The sequence below is a fragment of the Caulobacter sp. SL161 genome, assembly GCF_026672375.1.
Lineage (GTDB): Bacteria > Pseudomonadota > Alphaproteobacteria > Caulobacterales > Caulobacteraceae > Caulobacter.
In genome coordinates this window covers 3,845,359-3,863,238 of the sequence record NZ_JAPPRA010000001.1, presented here as the reverse complement: position 1 = coordinate 3,863,238, position 17,880 = coordinate 3,845,359, and the positions used below count along the sequence as shown (strand labels likewise).

Here is a 17,880-nt window from a genome sequence, read left to right as displayed (position 1 = left end):
ACCCATGTCCAAAGCTCATGTAATGCTAGTTGAAATTGGTGTTGAGGACGTGCGTCGCAGGCCGGTGCAGATCAAGCGATCTGTAATCTGGGACGGTCAGGTGACGGTCGGCGCGGTGCCTGTCGGGCTTGGCGGCTATGTCGCTCCTGACGATTTCAAGCCTAACGGCTTGGTGCGCTACATGTGGATCGTCAAAACGGTCGATGGCGCGGCGCGCGTTGCGCAGGGCGCCTCGCCTAACGCCGCAACGGCTCACGCCGGCTATCGACTCAAGGCTGACGATGTCGAAGAGTTTCCTGTGCTCGAGCCGGGCGAGACCCTGTCCCTGGTGACGATCTGATGCGCCGGCTTAGTCTGCGCCGTTTGGGGTTCGCGCGCCCGCGCGTTGGCGGGGCGGATCCGATCGCCGCGCTCTTCGCGGGCGGCGCGGGCGGCTTCGACTACGACTTCACGAAGACCGATCGGCTGTTCCAGGACAGCGCTGGGGTCACGGCTGTCAATGTCCTGGACGATCCCATCGGCTTGGCCTTGGACAGCGCCCAATGGGCTGGACGGACCCTAGCGCAGCAGATCGCCGCTCAACCCGGAATGCTGACCAATCCAACCTTTGCTGGGGGTCTGGCGGGCTGGTTTGAAGGCAACCCGACTGTCGCCTGGCAGTCGGATGGAAGAGTGCTGTTCACACGCACTGGCTCCAACGCCGTGCTGCGGCAGACCGTGCCCGTTGTCGCTGGGCGGACCTATCGCTTGGCGGCCAGCGCCCTGCGAACCGCCGGGACCGGAAACATGGTCGCCCTAATTCGCGACACGGTTAATACGTCGCTTTCGACAGTCCTGAACTTCAACGCTTCAGCAGCCGAACAGGCGACTTACTGGACAGCGACCTTCACCGGCGATGTCCGGATCTGCCTTGAGCGAACCACGACCGATGGCCAAGGTGAGGCCTATAGCTGCTCGTTTAAGGACGTAACGACCGCACTGGCGGTTCAGCAGACGACCAACTTCAAGCCGCGCTTTCAGCTCGATGGCGCGAAGTTCGACGCTGTCGACGATCGCCTCATCACCCCGTATCTGCCGCCGGCGACTCTTGATGCTCCCAGCTGCTTGATCGCCCAAGTAACGGTTCCGGCCTCTCTGGCCGCCACCCAGATGGTGGCAGGGGCGTTCAACGGTTCCTCTCAGCGCTTCTTTCTCGCGGTCGGGTCTGACGGCCGGCTGCGTGCAGGTGGCGGCACGGAGAGTTTACAGGTCGGCCCCGACATTAGAGGGCAGTCAGCGATCATCGGCATAAGCCTGGACGTCATCAACTTCCGCGCCTTCGTCAATGATAGCGAAGTCTATTCGGGGCCGAGGGGCGGCACGGTTTCATCGACGCATCCAATATACATTGGATGCTTCAACAGCAACGGCAGCGCCAGCGCCTATTGGGGCGGCCACATCAAGCGCCTGATCGTCGCCCAGAAGTCGCTCGAACTCGCCCAGTTCCTCTCCATCCGCAACCGCATCCTCTCTGGAGCCTGACGACCTATGTCTCATCTGCCTGTCATCATGATCTGCACCGCCGCCGCCCAGACCAACATCAACCTGGTCTGGGAAGCGATGGGACGCGGCCCCGGCACGTTTAGCCGCAAGCTGACGACGGAAGCCTCTCCGACGATCGAGAGCCCGGCCACCCACTATCTGTCGAGCGACGCCAGCACCGACCAGGCCACTGTCGCGATCTGGCAGGGCTTCGCCGGCGGCGACCTGCCGCCGCTGCCCGAGGGCAAGGTCTGGGGCGAGGACGGGGTGATCTCGGCCGCCGACGCCATGACCGCGATCTCGGGCGCCAACCTGCAGATCTATTCCGCCTCCGGCGACGTCGAGCCGATCGACCACGCCAACGGCGTCCTACTGGGGCGCGGCCTGAAGTGGGTTCCCGAGCCCGAGGTCTAGGACGGCCTGGGAACCCATCATCCACAACGGCGGCCGCTAGAGCCGCCGACCGTGCCTAGCGCACCTCTCGCGTACAGGAGATCTGGCCGATGGCCGACAATACCGGGGATCCGACCTTACTCGCGGCCCTGAGCAAGCTCGCACCCTACGCGCCCGGCGCGGCGGGGGCGGTGCTGTCCATGGCGTACGGCGATCGGCTTACCCTACGGGCGAAGGCGCTCTCGCTGGCCTCGGGCGCGGCCGCCGTGGCGTGGCTGGCGCCGCTTCCCATATTCTTGCTGAACGCCAAGTGGCCCGGCGTCGGAACGGCGGCGGGCCCGTTCGTGGGATTCGCCTGCGGGTTTCTGGGAATGGCGCTTTTCGGCGGCTTGACCCAGGCCGTCACCAAGTACGCGGGCGATCCCTTCAAGCTGATCAAATTCGAGGCGGGCGGCCTGCGCATCGGCGGCTCTGACCAGGCGGAGGGCTAAGCCATGCTGTCACAGATGCCCCAATACCTTTCCGTGGTCGCCGGCGGCCTGCTGGTCGTGGTGCTCTGTCTGTTGCTGATGGGCTGGGGAGGGCTGTTAACCCTGCTCCAGCGCATCGGGATCGCGATGTTCGCTGCGGGCTTCGTCCTTGCGGCGATCCCTCGGTTCCAGGGTCAGGCCCCCGGCTGGGGGGATGTGATCATGCTGGCGGGCCTGGCGCTCTACTTCGGTACGACCTACGCGCCCAGGATCCTTCAGCACGTCGACGGGCTGGACGGGCGGGTTGACGGCCGGATTGGCCACCGCGGCCGCGTCGATCCCTGACGCGATCTTAAGCAAGGCGAACGCCGTTCGTCTCATAGCGAGAAGCATCATGAAACTGGCAGACTTTGCGGGGCCGGCCCTACCGGTCTCCGACGACGACGTGCGCGCGGCCGCCAAGGTGCTGTGCGTCACGACGCGACACGTGCGCGCGGTTATGGCGGTCGAAAGTCGGGGGCGTGGCGTCCATCCTGAGACGCGACGCCCTATCATTTTGTTCGAGCCGCACATCTTCGCGCGGGAAACAAAGGGGCGCTTTAGCGCCACCCATCCGGACATCTCTTATGCGACCTGGGGCGGCAAGCCCTACCTCGCCACGCAGGGTCAGCGTTATGACCAGCTCGTGGCGGCGATGGCCCTTGATGAGACTGCGGCCCTGCGGTCTGCATCCTACGGTCTGTTTCAGATTATGGGCTTCAATCACCGTGCGTGCGGGCATGCCAGTGTGCAGTCGTTCGTCCGTGACATGATCCAGGGCGAGCGTGCTCAACTGCGTTGCTTCGCGCTCTTCATTGTCGCCAACCATGACATGCACGCTGCGCTCAAGGCCTCGGATTGGGCGGGCTTCGCGCGCCGCTACAACGGTCCAGGCTTCGCGCAACACGGCTACGATCAAAAGCTGAAGGCTGCGTTCGCGCAGGCCGCCGCATGATGGGGCTGGTTGAGGTTGCGGTGCGGATCGGCAAGGCGCTTACGCGATCCAAGATCGGGCGAGCCCTCCTTTTCGCCCTCGTGGCCGTGCTGACGATCGGCGGCGTGTATCAGTTCGGGCGCCAAGCCGGTGTCTCGGCCGAGCGGTCGGCGCAAGCTGATCGAATGGCCAAGGCGAGCAAGATCGCTGATGAGGTGCGGGCCAAGGCTGGCGTCATCACGCAAGACATCCGCCGTGACGTAGCGGTCAAGACTGTCGAGATCCGGTGGCGCACCAAGACCCTAAAAGAGGAGGTCCCTATCTATGTGCCTTTCGAGGTTGATCGCACTTTCAGCGTGCCTGTTGGCTTTGTCCGCATGCACGACGCCGCAGCTCTTGGCTCCACCCTTCCCCGATCCCCCGGTGGACCTGTCGAAGCCCCTTCCGGAGTTGCGCTCTATACCGTCGCCGACACCGTCGTCGACAACTACGGAGCCTGCCACGTCCTCGAGGTCGAGGCGCTAGCCTGGCGCGAGTGGTACTCCCGTCAGGCGGCTCTGTATGGTGCCCACATCAAGGGCGTTTCCGCTGAGCCTCAGGGATCGGCGCTCAAGCCCTGATCTACCGCTCCCGCAAGGTCGAGCGCACGATGAAGCCCGCCACCAAGCCCTGGTGGCGGGCTTTCTTGTTTCGGTCGGCCGGGCAACCAAGCCTAGACGGCGATCTTAAACGGGGCACCCGGCGATGTATGAGCCATCTTGCTCCCGCCCCCCGCCACCAGGACGGACTGATTTCCCTGAAAAGCCAAGTCGAGACCGCCGCTTCTGGGCGCGCGGTTCGGGTTCGTGGCGTGTCGGGTAAGCGCCCCCGCCTACCGCGTTCCGGCCAGAGCGGCGTGCGTGGTCGAGGACGGGGAGGCCTCGCCGATCGTGGCGATGGTCACGCCGTCCCGAAGGCGACGGCTTTTCAGATAGCCCAGGAGCCGCGCCGGGTGATCGGTCTGGATGATGCTGACGCCCTGGTCGATCAGGCGACCCCAGGAGGTGTCCGGGTCGCGCAGCGCGCGGCGGTCGCCCGAGACGCCGAAAAAGCTTTTCCAGCTGCTCATGCCCAGGGTGTTGGCCCAGACGCGAACCCGGGCGGCTTCGGCGGCGTCGCGCACCGAGGCGAAGCCTTGCGCGCCCATGCGGCGCGTCTCCACGGCGGGAATAGGACGAATTCCGGAGGCCTGGCGGGTGATGACCTGGCCCAACTGCCCCGCGTCCCGCGCGGCGCCTTCGCCGACCATCGGCATGAAGGCGACATCGCGATAGAGCGGCTGATCGGCGATCGGAGACATGTCTGTCTTCGCCCGGGCCTTGAACAGCACCCAGTCGCTCGCGTCGGCGCGGCGCGCGACCTCCGCCGCCTGGGCCGCGAAGGGGCCCTTCAGATGAAGGTTCACCAGAACGCGGCCACGCGCGGCGCGGAGGAAGGCTTCCAGCGTCGGCGGCGCCTCATCGCCGCCGTCGAGCCGAAGCGCCTGGATCTGGGCGAGCGTCAGCTTGGCGACTAGGCCGCCGCCATCGGTGGTTCGGTCGACACTTGGGTCGTGCATGATCACCAGGACGCCGTCCTGGGTGCGGCGCACATCGGTCTCGACCATGTCGACGCCGATGTCGATGCAACGCTGCAGGGCTTCCAGAGAGTTCTCGGGGGCGCTCGACGCCAGGCCGTGATCCGGCGCCGCAGCGTGGCAGCCGCGATGGGCCACGACCATGACCCCGGCGGCGGGATCATAGAGGCGTTCCCGGAACGTGTTGGCCCCCGCCGGCGTGGCGGCGATGAGCAGCAAGGCGAGGGAGGTCGTCAGGAGGCGCATGGTCGGGAAGGTCTCCGAACCGCGCTATGAGCGATTCATGCGACAGCCACGCGGCGGTTCAGCCTCAGTTGCATGACGCCGGCATCGACGATGCGCTCTCGGGCTTGGCCGGGATCATCCGTCCCCGCGCAAGGTTTCCCTGAAGGCTAGAGTGGTGAGCCCTTGTCTTCGGCCGTCTCCGGAAGGCGCGCGCGTAGCCCGCAGCGCAAGCCGTCGGGGTGGTAGTCCATGGTCGCCTCGCCCTTGAGCTCTCCGCGCAGGCTGCGTTCGATCAGGCGCGAGCCGAAGCCCTTGCGGGTGGGCGCGACCACGGGCGGACCGCTCGCTTCGATCCATTGGCAGTCGAGCGTTCGGCTGTCCGCATCGTAGCTCCAGAACAGGCGCACGCGGCCTTCGGCGCAGGACAGAGCGCCATACTTCAGAGCATTGGTGGCCAGTTCGTGGAAGATCAGCGCCATGGTCAGGGCGCCGCCGGGCTGCAGGCGGATCGGCGGGCCGGTGATCTCGATCCGTGTTCCCCCCTCGTCGAAGGGGCGCAGGGCCCGCTCGGCCACCTCGCGCAGCGGCGCGCCATGCCAGCTTTCGCGGGTCAGGATGTCGTGCACCCCCGACAGGCCCATCAGGCGGGCCTCGAACTTCTCGAAGGCCACCGCAGGGCTGGGTTCGTTGCGCAGGGTCTGGGCGGCCATGGACTGCACCGTGGCCAGGGTGTTCTTCACGCGGTGGTTCAGCTCGTTGATAAGCAGACGGAGTTGCGCCTGGTGATGCTGTTGCGCGCTCTCGGCGAGTTTGCGATGGCTGATGTCCGAGAGGATCACGACCAGATAGGGCGGTTCCTCGGCCGGGCTGACCTTGGACACTGTCAGGTTCAGCCAGAGGGTCTCGTCCGGCTGCTCGCCCCGGAAGCGACGGTCCGCCGTATAGGTGTCGATCGCCCCCCTCGTCAGGGCTTCACCGTCCGCCAGCGCCTGGGCCAGATCGTGCTCATGCACCAGGGTTGTTATGCGGCTTCCCAGAAGCTGTTCCCGGGGGCGGCGTAAAATGGTGCAGAAGCTGTCATTGGCTTCGAGGATCGCGCCGTCCTGGGCCAGGCGCGCCACGCCCATGGCGGTCTGGTCGAAAACGGCGCGGTAGCGCGCCTCGGCCGCTTCCAGCGCGCGGCGGGCCAGAATGCCGGCGGTGACCACCTCGGTGTAGAGTACAAGGCCCCCGATCTCTCCCCCATCGGTGCGCCAGGGAGCCATGGACCAGCGGATCCATTGCGTGCGCCCGTCGCGATCGACATAGGGATCGCCCTCATGCCGCAGCTCGACCCCCTCGGCCAGGACTCGGGCGTGGAGATCCCGCCACTTCTGCGGCACCTCGGGGAAGGCGTCGTAGTGAAGGCGGCCGATCAAGGGCAGGTCAGGCGGCAGGTGCTGATCGGTCAGATACTGCCGCGACGCCGCCAGATAACGCATCTGATTGTCGAAGATGGCGATGCCCAACGGCGCGTGCTTCAGCGCCGTCGTGACGCTGGGGGACGCGGCCATCGGGGCGCGGGGATGGGGCGGCGCTTCTTCGATCATCGCGCCGTCATCGTATCGCCTGAAGGTAAGGCTTGGATTGACGTTCCTGTGAGGCGAGCGCGTCAGCCCGCCAGCGGAAACACGCGGGTTTGTTTCACCACGCCGTAGGCGAAGCTGGTGTCGATCGAGGCGATGCCCGGGATGGCATGGAGCTTGCGGCGCATGAAGTCTTCATAGGCCTCCAGGCTGTCGACGATCACGCGCAGCAGATAGTCGTCGCCGCCCGCCAAAAGGAAGCAGTCGAGGATCTGGTCGATCCGCGCCACCGCCTCCTCGAAGCCCTTGATCAGGTCCTGGCCATGACGATCCAGCCGAACCCGTACGAAGACGGTGATCGGCAGGCCGTAGGCCTTCTGGTCCACCAGCGCCGTATAGCCGGTGATCACCCCCTCGGCCTCGAGATTGCGCACCCGACGCAGGCAGGGGGAGGGCGAGAGGTTCACCCGCTCGGCCAGTTCCTGGTTGGTGAGACGTCCGTCCTTCTGCAGTTCGCGGATGATCTGGCGATCCTTGGCGTCCATAGGCGCCTCCTGAGCAGATTCTGCTAAAACAAGCTTGTCTTGTAGCAGACTTAGCAATCTCGCGCGCTTCGTTCTACGCCACAGTAGCGGCAAAGGGAGCAGGACATGCGCGACGACCAGACCGGCTTTTCCACGCGGGCGATCCACGCGGGCTACGATCCCGCCGACGAGCATGGCGCCCTGACCCCGCCGCTGCACCTGACCTCGACCTTCGCGTTCGAGAGCGCCGAGGCGGGTGGCGAGATGTTCGCCGGAACCCGCGAGGGGCACTTCTACTCGCGCATTTCCAACCCCACGACCGACCTTCTGGAGCGTCGTCTGGCCAGCCTGGAGGGCGCCGAGGCGGCGGTCGCCACGGCCTCGGGCATGGGCGCGATCACCGCCACCCTGTGGAGCTTCCTGCGGGCCGGCGACGAGGTGATCACCGACCGGACCCTCTACGGCTGCACCTTTGCGTTCCTGCGCGATGGCCTGACCCGGTTCGGCGTGACGGTGAAGCAGGTCGACATGACCCGGCCCGAAACCCTGGCGGCCGCCATCTCGGACCAGACGCGGATCGTCTATTTCGAGACCCCGGCGAATCCGAACATGCGTCTGGTCGACATCGCCGCGATCACCCGGATCGCGCACGCTGCGGGCGCCAAGGTGGTGGTCGACAACACCTACGCCACGCCCTGCCTGACCCGGCCCCTGGCTCTGGGCGCCGATATCGTGGTGCACTCGGCGACCAAGTATCTGGGCGGCCACGGCGACCTGGTGGGCGGGATCGCCGCCGGCGGGATCGAAGACATGGGCCGCGTGCGCCTGTGCGGGGTAAAGGACATGACCGGTGCGGTGATGTCGCCCTTCACCGCCTTTCTTGTCCTGCGCGGGCTCAAGACGCTGTCGCTGCGCATGGCTCGCCACAGCCAGAGCGCCCAGGCGGTGGCCCGCTGGCTGGAGGATCACCCCGCTGTCGAGCAGGTGTTCTATCCTGGCCTGCAGAGCTTCCCGCAGCGCGATCTGGCTGCGCGCCAGATGGCGTCGGGCGGCGGCATGATGGCGTTCGAGCTGAAGGGCGGCCACGCCGCCGGCGTGGCGATGATGAACCGGCTAGCGCTGATCCGCCGCGCCGTGTCGCTGGGCGACGCCGAGACCTTGATCCAGCATCCGGCCAGCATGACCCATTCGCCCTACACGCCTGAGGAGCGGGCCGCCGCCGCAATCGGCGAGGGTATGGTGCGTCTCTCCGTGGGTCTTGAGGACGTGGCCGATATCCTGGCTGATCTGGCGATGGCGCTGGACCCTCTCAAGGTCGCGGAACCGGCTTGAGCCGGGCTCAGCAGTCGAGGACCTTCACCTCGGCGGCTTCGTATCGCAGGTCGCTGGCGGTGAAGAGCGCGGACAAGCCCAGCAGCGTGCAGCGCCCGACGGCGAGATAGACCGGGATGTCCTTGAGATAGGCGCTCATCCGGCCCTTGTCCTCAAAGCGCCGGCTGAAGGCGGCCTGATCGAGCAGACCATCGATGCGTTCCATCAGGGGGCTGTTGATATAGACGCCTCCCCGGGCCGCGAAGCTGAGGGCGGCGTCTCCCGCGAAGGCGCCCAGGAGGGCGCTGAAGATCGACAGGGCTTCCCGCGCCGTCTCGTCGCCGTCCCGGACCCAGGCGAGAATGACCTCGTCGCTCCCGTCCAGCCCGCCGCCCAGGGCCGCATAGATATCGGCGAGGCCCTGCTGTGACAGGAAATGCTCCGCCGAGACCCGGCCATGCCGGGCTTGCAGCGCCTCGAACACCGGGACTTCGCGGGGCTCGCCGGGGGTGAAGTCGATATGGCCGCCCTCGCTGACCACGGGCGTCCACCCGTCGGTTCGGTGGGGCGTCAGGGCGGCGACGCCGAGGCCGAGATTGGGGCCGATCACGGCGATCTGGGCGTTGCGGCCGGGCTTGCCCTCGTGGATCAGGCGCATGGCCGACGGGGCCAGGCGGGGCGCGCCCAGGGCGCAGGCGGCGAAGTCGTTCAACAGCGAGACGCGCGGCGTCTTCAGCACCGCGCGTAACCAGGCCTGGGTCAGCGTGAAGTCGCCGGCCGTCAGCGCGATCGCACCGTCGATTTCGGGGCCGGCGCCGCAGACAGCGGCTCCGATCAGGCCGTCAGCCGAATGCTCGGACACGGCGTCGATCAGGTGCTCTTCAAGCGCTTTGAGCGACGGGCAGGCTAGATCGCGATGTCCGCGCGGCGCCTCGCCCGGACTGACCAGCGCCAGGGCCAGATCGCGACCATTCACGTCGGCGAGTAGGACCGATCCCTTGGCCATGACGTTTCCTCCGCGCCGACGTCTTTGGCCGGCTTGCGCGCCGATCCATAACGATGGTCGCTGAAGAAGGTTGGCCTGATCCCCTGGTCATTGACAAGGCTGTCATCGGCGGCCGCGACACAAAACCTCATTCTGGGTGCGGCCCATCATTAACCTTCACTACAAAAATCTTACTTCTGCACCGCCAATTAACCGCGTCGTGCGTTTATCGACCCATGTCGAAGCACGCGTCTGGCGCGGAACACGATCGAAGAGCGGCTGTCCGCATCCAGACGCAGAGATCAGGCAAGGTTCTCTGCGGCGCCTTCGCTTGGGACTGCGTGATCCGCGATCTTTCCAGCCAGGGCGCGCGCGTTCAGATGCTGACGGGAGGCGCGCCGGCGGGACAGATCCAACTGATCGATCTCGACGCCGGACTGGCCCATGACGTGACCGTCGCCTGGCAGCGCGAGCGCGAGATCGGCCTGCGCATCGTCAGGACCTACGATCTACGCGGGCTCGCGCCGGCGGTCGCCGGAACAGCCAAGCGTATCTGGCGGGCGTCGCGGGCGGACGTCTCCACAGGCTGACGCCCAAGAAAAAGGACCTTGGCCCGCCGACCAAGGTCCCTCTTCATTTCAGCCGGCGGGCGTTGAGCTCATGCCCCGTCGCGCGACGCCTCGTCCGCCATGGCCCGGACCAGGTCGAGGACTTGGCGGCGGACGCGACCACGCGCGATGCGCGGGAAAACTTCCGCCAGTTCCAGGCCTTCTGGCGTGGTCAGGAACTCCTGGACCACCTTCTCGGCGTGCAGCCCAGCGTCATCCGCCTCAGCCCCGTTCATCGGGTCGGCCAGGCCGTCGAAGAAGAATGACACGGGGACCTGGAGGGTCTTGGCGATCTCGTAGAGCTTGCTGGCGCTGACGCGATTGGCGCCACGCTCGTACTTTTGAACCTGCTGGAAGGTCAGCCCCAGCGAGTCGGCCAGTTGCTCCTGGCTCACGCCCAGCAGTTTACGGCGCATGCGGACACGGCCGCCGACGTGCAAGTCGACGGGGTTGGGGCGCCGGCCTTCGGTTTCTTCGCTCATGTTTTTTCGCCTCCAACGGTTGTCCTAGGAAAATGACACGACCGTTACGTTGGTGGAAGCGAGCCTGCCCTAGCGCGGCGTTACGTCGCGATGTCAACGCTTTCCCTCCCCCGAGTCCGGCGAAGCTATCGGCGGTGTTCACGATTCGCCGCCAACCAGAGCTTGATCGCCGCCCGCGAGGCGCGAGTTCGGGCGGCGCCCTTCAGGCGCTGATCGCGGCCTCGCCTTTTGCGCTCCAGCCATGAAAGGCCATGCGGCCTCGGGCCCGCGCGTGCAGGAGGCGCTTGCCAGCGACCGTCGGCGCGGGCAGCCTCGCAGCCATGGACAGCGCCCAGCCCAGCACGGTCGCCGAACGGTACAAGAGCTTTGCGGCCTTTTATCCGTTCTACATGACCGAGCACGCCAACCCCGTCAGTCGACGGCTGCACGTGGTGGGAACAAGCCTCGTGCTCGTCTGTCTGGTCCTGGGCGTTTTCCGGGATTGGCGCTTTCTCATCGCCGCGCCTGTGATCGGCTATGGTTCCGCCTGGATCGGTCACTTCGTCTTCGAGAAGAACCGGCCGGCGACGTTCAAATATCCCGTCTACAGCCTGATGGGCGATTTCCGCCTGTGGTTCGAGACAGTGACGGGGCGGCGCAAGTTCTAGCCTGCAGCCTGCTGAACCGGCCCAACTGGTCAGTATTGAGCTAGGCTTCCTGGCGCTTGACCCTGCTGCGTCCCATGGCCCCTTTGCCTCAGACGAGATCCTCTGAGCGTGACAAGGCTCGATTTCAGAAGTTTGGAGCGCTCTTCGCTCCGATCACCGCTTCACACTGATCGGCGAACGCTCTAGGCGGCGGCTTCGGCGCTGTCGCCGTCTGCGCTGGCCAGCAGGCTGTTGAGCACCAGCGCGAGACGCTCGGGCTTGATAGGCTTTTCGACGACGTCCTGCATGCCCGCCGCGAGGTAGGTGTGGACGTCGGCCGGATCGGCGTTGGCGGTCAGGGCCACGATCGGGGCGGCGCTCGAACGGCCGCTCAGTTCGCGGATGGCGCGCGTGGCCGCGACGCCGTCCATGCGCGGCATCTTGATATCCATGAGGATGAGGTCAAAGCGGCCGCTCCGGGCCATCTCGACGGCCTCGACACCGTCGACGGCCTGTTCGGAGGTGCACTCGAACATGTCGCAAAGCGCCTCGGCCACCATGCGGTTGGTGGCGTTGTCATCGACGATGAGGATGTGGGCCGAACGGCCGCCGACCGGCTCCGGGGCGTCTTGGACGGCCGCTTCGGCGGCCGCCGGGATAAGGGACAGCGAGAACCCGACGGTCAGCCCCGCCCCGCGATTGGCTTCGGCGATCAGTCGGCCGCCCATCTTGCGAACGACGCTCTGGGCCAGAGCGAGCCCGACGCCCAGGGCCATCTCGCTGCGATCCTGGCCGCCGACGCCGCCGAGCGGATCATTGACACGGCGCAGTCGATCCTCGGCATGTCCGCCGGCGTTGTCGCGCAGCTGGCAGTCCAGAGTGATCCGATCGCCCTCGGCGCGCGCGGAGAGGCGAGCCTCGATCATGCCCCGTCCGGCGGACAGGGCGTTCTCGACCAGAATGTCGATCACCTGCAGCAGGCGCTCGCCATCAATCTCGACGCCGCATTCGGGATCGCCGTCATAAGAGACGAGAAGCGTGGAACCGCCTTCGCTCGCCCGGTTGGCCCACCGGGCTTCGACGATGTCGGCGAAATCGCGCAGACGCGTGGGCGCGGCGTCCATCTGGAGGTCGCCGTTGACCGAGCGATGAAGGTCTACTGCTCGGCCGACGGTCTCGCCCATGTCGCGGCTGGTGTCGCCGATGGCTCGGACGAAGGCGGCGGCGTCTGGCGTCAGGCGTTGTTGCTCAAGCCGTTCGGTGATGGCCAGAACGCCGTCGAGATGCGCGCCGATATCGACGGCCATCCGTTCGACAATGGCCATGGCGTCGCGCGCTTCGTGCTGGCGGCGTCGGTGCGAGGCCAGCAGGGAGGCAAGCCCGCCCACGCCGGCGTAGCGCCCGTCGGCGTCGACCGCGACATAGGCGGTGCGGAAGATGGGTGTCGGGCTGTCGGCGAGGGCGTTGACGAAGGTGTTGGGATCGGTACCGACGGGCACCATACGGGGCCTGGCGTCCATGATCTCGGCGATCGGACGCGCGGCGAGCGCAGGCCCCGCGACATGCATCATGCCTTGCAGAACATCCCGGTAGACCAGACCCACAGGCGCGCCGTCATCGACCACGGCCAGCGCGGCGAAGGCCGGATTGGCGTCAAACATCGCCGCCACGGTCGCGCTGGGCGTGCCCGGCGCGATGGGAGCGAGCGGTTCGATCAGACGGGACAGCGTTTCCATACGGCGCTTCGTCAACGGCTTGGGGTTTGCAACTTGCCCTGCCCGCCCTTGCAGAGTCGTTAAGGTGGTACCGCGCTCATCGTCGCGGCCCGAGGCGACGGGGCTTCAAAATTGAGAACCGGCGCGAAAAAGGGGCGGCGGATGACCCGCCGCCCCTCGATACGCTCATCCTGGGGCTTACCAGGACTTGGTGATCGCGATCCCGTACAGACGCGGCTCGGCGGTGATCACGTTGGTGAACAGGCCCGAGCTGTCGTCGGTGGTGTAGGCGTCGACGATCGGCGTCTTGTTGCCGATGTTCTTGACGTAGGCGTCGATGGCCACGCCCCACTCGGGTTTCTCGACCTTCAGGGTGATGTTGCCGTTATCCCAGGACTTCAGGCGATCGTATTCGGTGTTGTAGACGCGGGCGTACTGCTTGCTCTGGCGGTAGTAGTCGCCGCGCAGGGTCGCAGACCAGCCGTTCGACAGCTCGAAGGTGTACTGGGCGCCCACCGAAGTGGTCCAGTGCGGCGAGTTCGGGAGTTCGTTGCCCGACAGGTTCGCCGCGGTGCCTTCGATCGAATAGCCAGCGCCGTAGGTGTAGAGGCCCGTCGCGTTGGCGAGGAACGCCGCCGTGGGCGCCGGAAGGCCTGCGCCGCCGGCCGCGGCCGGGGCCGCCAGGAAGCCTTGATAGGCGGCCGCGCCCGAGCAGGCGAAGGGCAGGGTCGCCCCCGCGCCGGCGCCCAGGATCGTGGCGACGCCTACGGTGCTGAGCACGCAGTTGGCGCCGACCGACGAGGCGTTCGGACCGACCTTGACTACCGTATAGGCCGGGTTCGACTGGGTGCGGTTCATGGTGTCGATCGAGCTGACGCCATCGCCGATCTTGGTCTTGAGGTAACCGATATTGGCGTTCAGGCGCAGGTTACGGACCGGCGACCAGATGGACTCCAGCTCGAAGCCATGGACCTTGGCGTCGACGTTCTCGTTCACCGAGGTGCGGTTCACGATCTTGGAGATCTGGTAGCCCTGGTAGTCATACGAGAAGGCGGTCGCGTTCAGCAGCAGGCTGCCGCCCAGCAGGGTGTTCTTGGTGCCGACTTCGATCGCGTTGACGAACTCCGGATCGAAGGTCTGCTTGATGCCGACGGAGTTGGCGGGGACGCCCGGATTGATGCCGCCGCCCTTGTAGCCCTTGGAGTAGAAGGCATAGAGCAGGGTGTCGTCGGTGAAGCCCAGGCGCGCCTTGTAGTCGACGCCCACCCGGCCCGTGGTCTCGTTGAAACGCGCCCGCTGGTCGGGGTTGGTCGGGTTCAGCGTCAGGCCGTAGCCCGGGGCGAGCAGAACGGTCGAGTAGTTCTTGACCGCCTTCTTGTCGCGCGTCTGGCGCACGCCCAGGGTGAACTTCAGATCCTCGTTGACCTGATAGTAGACCTCGCCGAGCAGGGCGTCCGACACCAGGTTATAGGGCGTGCGGTTGTCATAGTAGTTGTGGCCGTCGCCGGTCGGATCGGCCGAGGTGTCGATCCCGATGCAGTTGGCGGTGCTCGCCGGGTTGCAGGTCGGGTTGCCCGTACGCTGGAAGTTCAGGGCCATCGACGACAGGGTCAGCGAGTTACCGATCACGTAGTAGTCGGTGAGCGTGCGATAGGTGAAGTGGATCGCGCCCAACGTGAAATTCAGCGGACCATCAAAGGCCGACTGCAGGCGGAACTCCTGGCTGAACTGCTCAGAGCGCCCCGACGAGACGTCGATGGTGGTGAACTTGTTGGTGCGGCCCACCTGCGGGTCAGTGAAGAAGCCGCCCGGCGTGAAAGGCGTGTTGTTGAACGGCACCGTCGCGACGTTGCGGTTGTAGTCCTGCTTGGTCCAGACATCGCCCTTGCCGTACGAGGTCATCGACGTGAAGGTCAGTTCGTCGGTGAGGTCGTAGTTCAGGGTGAACTGGTAGGTATTGGATTTCGACCGGTAGATCGGGTCCAGAGCGGTCTCGATCTCGCGCAGGTTGGTCGAGGTGGTGTCGCCGGCGTTCACGTCACCCGAGGTGAAGCCGAAGATGTTGCCCAGCAGCCCCGTCAGCGAGCCCGAGGTGTTCACGGTGCCATAGGCCGCCGGCGCATATAGCGTGGAGGACAGGCAGCCCTGGGTCAGGAAGACGCGCGCCGCGCCGGTCGGCACGCCGCCGACCGTGGCCGGACCGTTGTCCTTGGTGCAGAGCTGCTTGCCGGTGCGGGCGCGGCTGTCGTTCTCGTGGAACCGTTCCCACAGGAAGTTGGTGCGCAGCTTCTCGGTCGGATTGAACATCACCTGGACCCGGGTCGAATACAGATCCCGGTCGTCGACCTTGTGGCCGTTGAAGGTGTTGGTGACGAAGCCGTCGCGCTTCAGCGAGGTTCCGGACAGACGCACGGCCAGCTTGTCGCCGAAGATCGGCACGTTCAGCATGCCGCGCAGCTTCATCGAATTGTAGTTGCCGTACTCGGCGCGAAGGTTGGCCTCGAACATGTCGGTCGGCTTGGCCGTGATCACATTGACCACGCCGCCGGTGGCGTTGCGGCCGTACAGCGTGCCTTGCGGGCCGCGCAGCACTTCGACGCGCTCGACGTCGTAGAACTCGGCTTCGAACAGGTTGCCCGACTGCTGCGGAGCGTTGTTCATGTGCACGCCGACGCCCTGGTCGGCGGACGCGCCCACGGCCTTGGCGCCGATGCCGCGGATCTGGAAGTTGAAGCTGTTGGTGAAGTTGCTCTTGGCGAAGGTGACGTTCGGAATCGCCAGCTGCAGGTTGGGACCGCCGTCGATCTTCTGCGCTTCCAGGCTGTCCTGGCTGAAGGCCGACACCGCGATCGGCACGTCCTGCAGCGCTTCTTCCTTTTTCTGAGCGGTGACGACCAGCTCTTCGATGACGGTGGTGTTCTGTTGAGCGAACGCGGGGACAGCGAAGCCGGAGATCGCGACCGCCGAAGCGCCCATGACCAATAGGCTCCGCATACGCAGAGTTTGCGACATTGAATTCCCTCCCTGAACGCAAGCGGCGCCTTATGGATGGAGCCTGCGAGCGTCGATGTTTCCTCGGCGCCGTACTGTTTTCACCGCGTGGGCGTACGGCGAGCCCCTCGCAGCATTGGGAGATTGCATACTTGCGTTTGAAGGCTGTCAACTGGCCTGATTGTAAGTGAACAGCGATAGGTTACGCCTTTTCACTTTCCAAGAGCCCTTGTTCTCCTGGCGCGGGTAAGTTTCCGCACGATTAGAAGAACGGGTTTGTGATTTCCCTTGCGGAACTCAAGGGGTGGTATCGCCCATAGGGTCAATAATCTCTCGCGAAAGCATTAGTTCGTGGGCGAAAGAGTTCAGATCGCTTCGTGATCAGAGTATCGCACGAGTCGCGGGTCGGCGCGCCGGGCTGTTCCGAGGGCGGCGCGGCTCGTGTAGAGGAGCAGGGATGTCCCCCCTTTTCACGAACATCGAGAGGCTGTCATGAGCCCCCGTGAGCGCCAGGCGGCCCTGGTTCTGTTTTCCGGCGGCCAGGACAGCAGCGTCTGCCTGGCCTGGGCGCTTGAACGCTATGACCGCGTGGAGACCGTGGGCTTCGACTATGGTCAGCGTCACGCCATCGAGATGCAGGCCCGCCAGGCGGTGCGTCGCGAAGTCGCCGCGCGCTTTCCCCAGTGGGCCGAACGCTTGGGCGAAGACCATGTGCTGGATATCCGCAGCTTCGGCGCCGTGGCCCAGTCGGCCCTGACCGCCGACCGCGCCATCGAGATGACCGAGCGGGGCTTGCCTTCGACCTTCGTGCCGGGGCGCAATCTGGTGTTCCTGACCTATGCGGCGGCCTTGGCCGATCGGCGCGGCATCGACGCCCTGGTCGGCGGCATGTGCGAGACCGACTTCTCAGGCTATCCCGACTGTCGGCGCGACACCCTGGACGCGATGCAGGCGGCGCTGAACCTGGGCATGGATCGCAACTTCCGGATCGAGACGCCGCTGATGTGGCTGACCAAGGCGCAGACCTGGGGACTGTCCAAACAGTTGGGCGGCGAGGCGCTGGTCAGCCTGATCGTCGAGGAAAGCCACACCTGTTACCAGGGCGAGCGCGGCCAGTTGCACGCCTGGGGGCACGGCTGCGGGACCTGCCCTGCGTGCGAGCTGCGTGAGAAGGGCTATGTCGAATGGGACATGGCGGGGCGTGAGGCGCTGGCGCAATGACCTATTCCGTCAAGGAGATCTTCCTGACCCTCCAGGGCGAGGGCGGTCAGGCCGGCAAGGCCGCCGTGTTCTGCCGGTTCTCGGGGTGCAATCTCTGGAGCGGCCGCGAGCAGGACCGCGCCAAGGCGGTCTGTACGTTCTGCGACACCGACTTCGTCGGGACCGACGGCGAGAACGGCGGCAAGTTCGCAACGGCTGAGGATCTGGCCGCGGCGGTCGAGGCGCAGTGGACGGGCGGTCCCGATGACCGGCTGGTTGTCTGCACCGGCGGTGAGCCGTTCCTGCAGCTGGACGACGCGGCCATCGCCGCGCTGCACGCGCGGGGCTTTCAGATCGCCGTCGAGACCAACGGCACGATCACCGCGCCGGCGGGCGTCGACTGGATCTGTGTCAGCCCCAAGGCCGACGCGCCGGTGGTGCAGACGTCCGGCCAGGAGCTGAAGCTGGTCTTCCCGCAGGAAAAGGCGATGCCCGAGCGCTTTGCGGGCCTGGATTTCGAGCGCTTCTACCTGCAGCCGATGGACGGCCCGGACCGCGACGCAAACACGCAATTGGCCGTGGCCTATTGCCTTTCGCACCCACAATGGCGTTTAAGCGTCCAAACGCACAAATATCTCGGCCTGCCCTGACGGATAAGGCGCGCGACTTGGTGACA

The 17,880-nt window shown here is 65.9% G+C and carries 21 protein-coding genes; 14 read left to right on the top strand and 7 right to left on the bottom strand.

The window, feature by feature from the left end:
• Nucleotides 1-4: 4 nt before the first annotated feature.
• From OVA11_RS18985 to OVA11_RS18955, 7 genes are all read left to right on the top strand, one after another.
• On the top strand, nt 5-340 hold the full coding sequence (locus OVA11_RS18985) for a hypothetical protein (RefSeq protein ID WP_268068788.1): 336 nt from the start codon (nt 5-7) through the stop codon (nt 338-340).
• Nucleotides 340-1,521 (top strand): hypothetical protein, encoded by a 1,182-nt coding sequence (locus tag OVA11_RS18980; RefSeq protein WP_268068787.1) that lies wholly within the window; start codon nt 340-342, stop codon nt 1,519-1,521. The genes OVA11_RS18985 and OVA11_RS18980 overlap by 1 nt, the downstream gene beginning before the upstream one ends.
• Nucleotides 1,522-1,527: 6 nt before the next feature.
• On the top strand, nt 1,528-1,935 hold the full coding sequence (locus OVA11_RS18975) for a hypothetical protein (RefSeq protein ID WP_268068786.1): 408 nt from the start codon (nt 1,528-1,530) through the stop codon (nt 1,933-1,935).
• An 89-nt stretch (nt 1,936-2,024) separates the two neighbouring features.
• Entirely contained in the window at nt 2,025-2,405 is a 381-nt protein-coding gene (locus OVA11_RS18970) for a hypothetical protein (protein ID WP_268068785.1), read from the top strand.
• 3 nt (nt 2,406-2,408) lie between these two features.
• On the top strand, nt 2,409-2,729 hold the full coding sequence (locus OVA11_RS18965; protein WP_268068784.1) for a hypothetical protein: 321 nt from the start codon (nt 2,409-2,411) through the stop codon (nt 2,727-2,729).
• Between the two features lie 49 nt (nt 2,730-2,778).
• Nucleotides 2,779-3,378, top strand: coding sequence for an N-acetylmuramidase family protein (locus tag OVA11_RS18960; protein ID WP_268068783.1), 600 nt, complete (start codon nt 2,779-2,781; stop codon nt 3,376-3,378).
• Nucleotides 3,375-3,977, top strand: coding sequence for a hypothetical protein (locus OVA11_RS18955; protein WP_268068782.1), 603 nt, complete (start codon nt 3,375-3,377; stop codon nt 3,975-3,977). Before OVA11_RS18960 ends, OVA11_RS18955 begins: the two co-directional genes overlap by 4 nt.
• Nucleotides 3,978-4,228: 251 nt before the next feature.
• Here the strand turns inward: OVA11_RS18955 and OVA11_RS18950 are convergent, their stop codons facing one another.
• Entirely contained in the window at nt 4,229-5,218 is a 990-nt protein-coding gene (locus tag OVA11_RS18950) for a glycerophosphodiester phosphodiesterase family protein (RefSeq protein ID WP_012640688.1), read from the bottom strand.
• Here OVA11_RS18950 and OVA11_RS18945 point away from each other — a divergent pair.
• Both OVA11_RS18945 and OVA11_RS18940 read left to right on the top strand, forming a co-directional pair.
• On the top strand, nt 5,154-5,294 hold the full coding sequence (locus OVA11_RS18945) for a hypothetical protein (protein ID WP_096034289.1): 141 nt from the start codon (nt 5,154-5,156) through the stop codon (nt 5,292-5,294). The two genes, OVA11_RS18950 and OVA11_RS18945, sit on opposite strands and share 65 nt — an antisense overlap.
• A complete protein-coding gene (locus OVA11_RS18940; RefSeq protein WP_268068781.1) occupies nt 5,245-5,361 on the top strand; it encodes a hypothetical protein in 117 nt (38 codons plus the stop codon). Before OVA11_RS18945 ends, OVA11_RS18940 begins: the two co-directional genes overlap by 50 nt.
• A 3-nt stretch (nt 5,362-5,364) precedes the next feature.
• Here OVA11_RS18940 and OVA11_RS18935 read toward each other — a convergent pair whose 3' ends face one another.
• Together OVA11_RS18935 and OVA11_RS18930 are read right to left on the bottom strand one after the other, a co-directional pair.
• Nucleotides 5,365-6,786 carry a sensor histidine kinase gene (locus tag OVA11_RS18935; RefSeq protein WP_268068780.1) on the bottom strand — a complete coding sequence of 474 codons (1,422 nt, stop codon included), beginning with the start codon at nt 6,784-6,786 and terminating at the stop codon, nt 5,365-5,367.
• A 62-nt stretch (nt 6,787-6,848) separates the two neighbouring features.
• Nucleotides 6,849-7,307 carry an Lrp/AsnC family transcriptional regulator gene (locus OVA11_RS18930; protein WP_268068779.1) on the bottom strand — a complete coding sequence of 153 codons (459 nt, stop codon included), beginning with the start codon at nt 7,305-7,307 and terminating at the stop codon, nt 6,849-6,851.
• Nucleotides 7,308-7,412: 105 nt separating this feature from the next.
• Between OVA11_RS18930 and OVA11_RS18925 the strand changes: the two genes are divergently transcribed.
• Nucleotides 7,413-8,618 carry a methionine gamma-lyase gene (locus tag OVA11_RS18925; RefSeq protein WP_268068778.1) on the top strand — a complete coding sequence of 402 codons (1,206 nt, stop codon included), beginning with the start codon at nt 7,413-7,415 and terminating at the stop codon, nt 8,616-8,618.
• 7 nt (nt 8,619-8,625) lie between these two features.
• Here OVA11_RS18925 and OVA11_RS18920 read toward each other — a convergent pair whose 3' ends face one another.
• Nucleotides 8,626-9,603, bottom strand: coding sequence for a glucokinase (locus tag OVA11_RS18920; protein ID WP_268068777.1), 978 nt, complete (start codon nt 9,601-9,603; stop codon nt 8,626-8,628).
• 215 nt (nt 9,604-9,818) lie between these two features.
• Here OVA11_RS18920 and OVA11_RS18915 point away from each other — a divergent pair, with 215 nt between their 5' ends.
• Nucleotides 9,819-10,172, top strand: a complete 354-nt coding sequence (locus OVA11_RS18915) for a PilZ domain-containing protein (protein WP_010921001.1) — start codon at nt 9,819-9,821, stop codon at nt 10,170-10,172.
• Nucleotides 10,173-10,240: 68 nt separating this feature from the next.
• On the opposite strand, the gene OVA11_RS18910 is transcribed toward OVA11_RS18915, so the two are convergent.
• Nucleotides 10,241-10,672, bottom strand: coding sequence for a helix-turn-helix domain-containing protein (locus OVA11_RS18910; RefSeq protein WP_024265919.1), 432 nt, complete (start codon nt 10,670-10,672; stop codon nt 10,241-10,243).
• Nucleotides 10,673-10,992: 320 nt separating this feature from the next.
• On the opposite strand from OVA11_RS18910, the gene OVA11_RS18905 reads away from it, so the two are divergent.
• Nucleotides 10,993-11,319, top strand: a complete 327-nt coding sequence (locus OVA11_RS18905) for an Mpo1-like protein (RefSeq protein ID WP_268069017.1) — start codon at nt 10,993-10,995, stop codon at nt 11,317-11,319.
• 182 nt (nt 11,320-11,501) lie between these two features.
• Here the strand turns inward: OVA11_RS18905 and OVA11_RS18900 are convergent, their stop codons facing one another.
• Nucleotides 11,502-13,034: an ATP-binding response regulator gene (locus tag OVA11_RS18900; RefSeq protein ID WP_268068776.1), complete on the bottom strand. Its 1,533-nt coding sequence runs from the start codon at nt 13,032-13,034 to the stop codon at nt 11,502-11,504.
• A 177-nt stretch (nt 13,035-13,211) separates the two neighbouring features.
• The gene (locus tag OVA11_RS18895; RefSeq protein WP_268068775.1) at nt 13,212-16,025 is read right to left on the bottom strand and encodes a TonB-dependent receptor; all 2,814 of its coding nucleotides are present in this window, start codon (nt 16,023-16,025) and stop codon (nt 13,212-13,214) included.
• A gap of 471 nt (nt 16,026-16,496) precedes the next feature.
• Here OVA11_RS18895 and queC point away from each other — a divergent pair, with 471 nt between their 5' ends.
• Nucleotides 16,497-17,225 carry a 7-cyano-7-deazaguanine synthase QueC gene (gene queC / locus OVA11_RS18890; RefSeq protein ID WP_010920996.1) on the top strand — a complete coding sequence of 243 codons (729 nt, stop codon included), beginning with the start codon at nt 16,497-16,499 and terminating at the stop codon, nt 17,223-17,225.
• Nucleotides 17,222-17,854 carry a 7-carboxy-7-deazaguanine synthase gene (gene queE / locus OVA11_RS18885; RefSeq protein ID WP_268068774.1) on the top strand — a complete coding sequence of 211 codons (633 nt, stop codon included), beginning with the start codon at nt 17,222-17,224 and terminating at the stop codon, nt 17,852-17,854. The genes queC and queE overlap by 4 nt, the downstream gene beginning before the upstream one ends.
• Nucleotides 17,855-17,880: the final 26 nt, after the last annotated feature.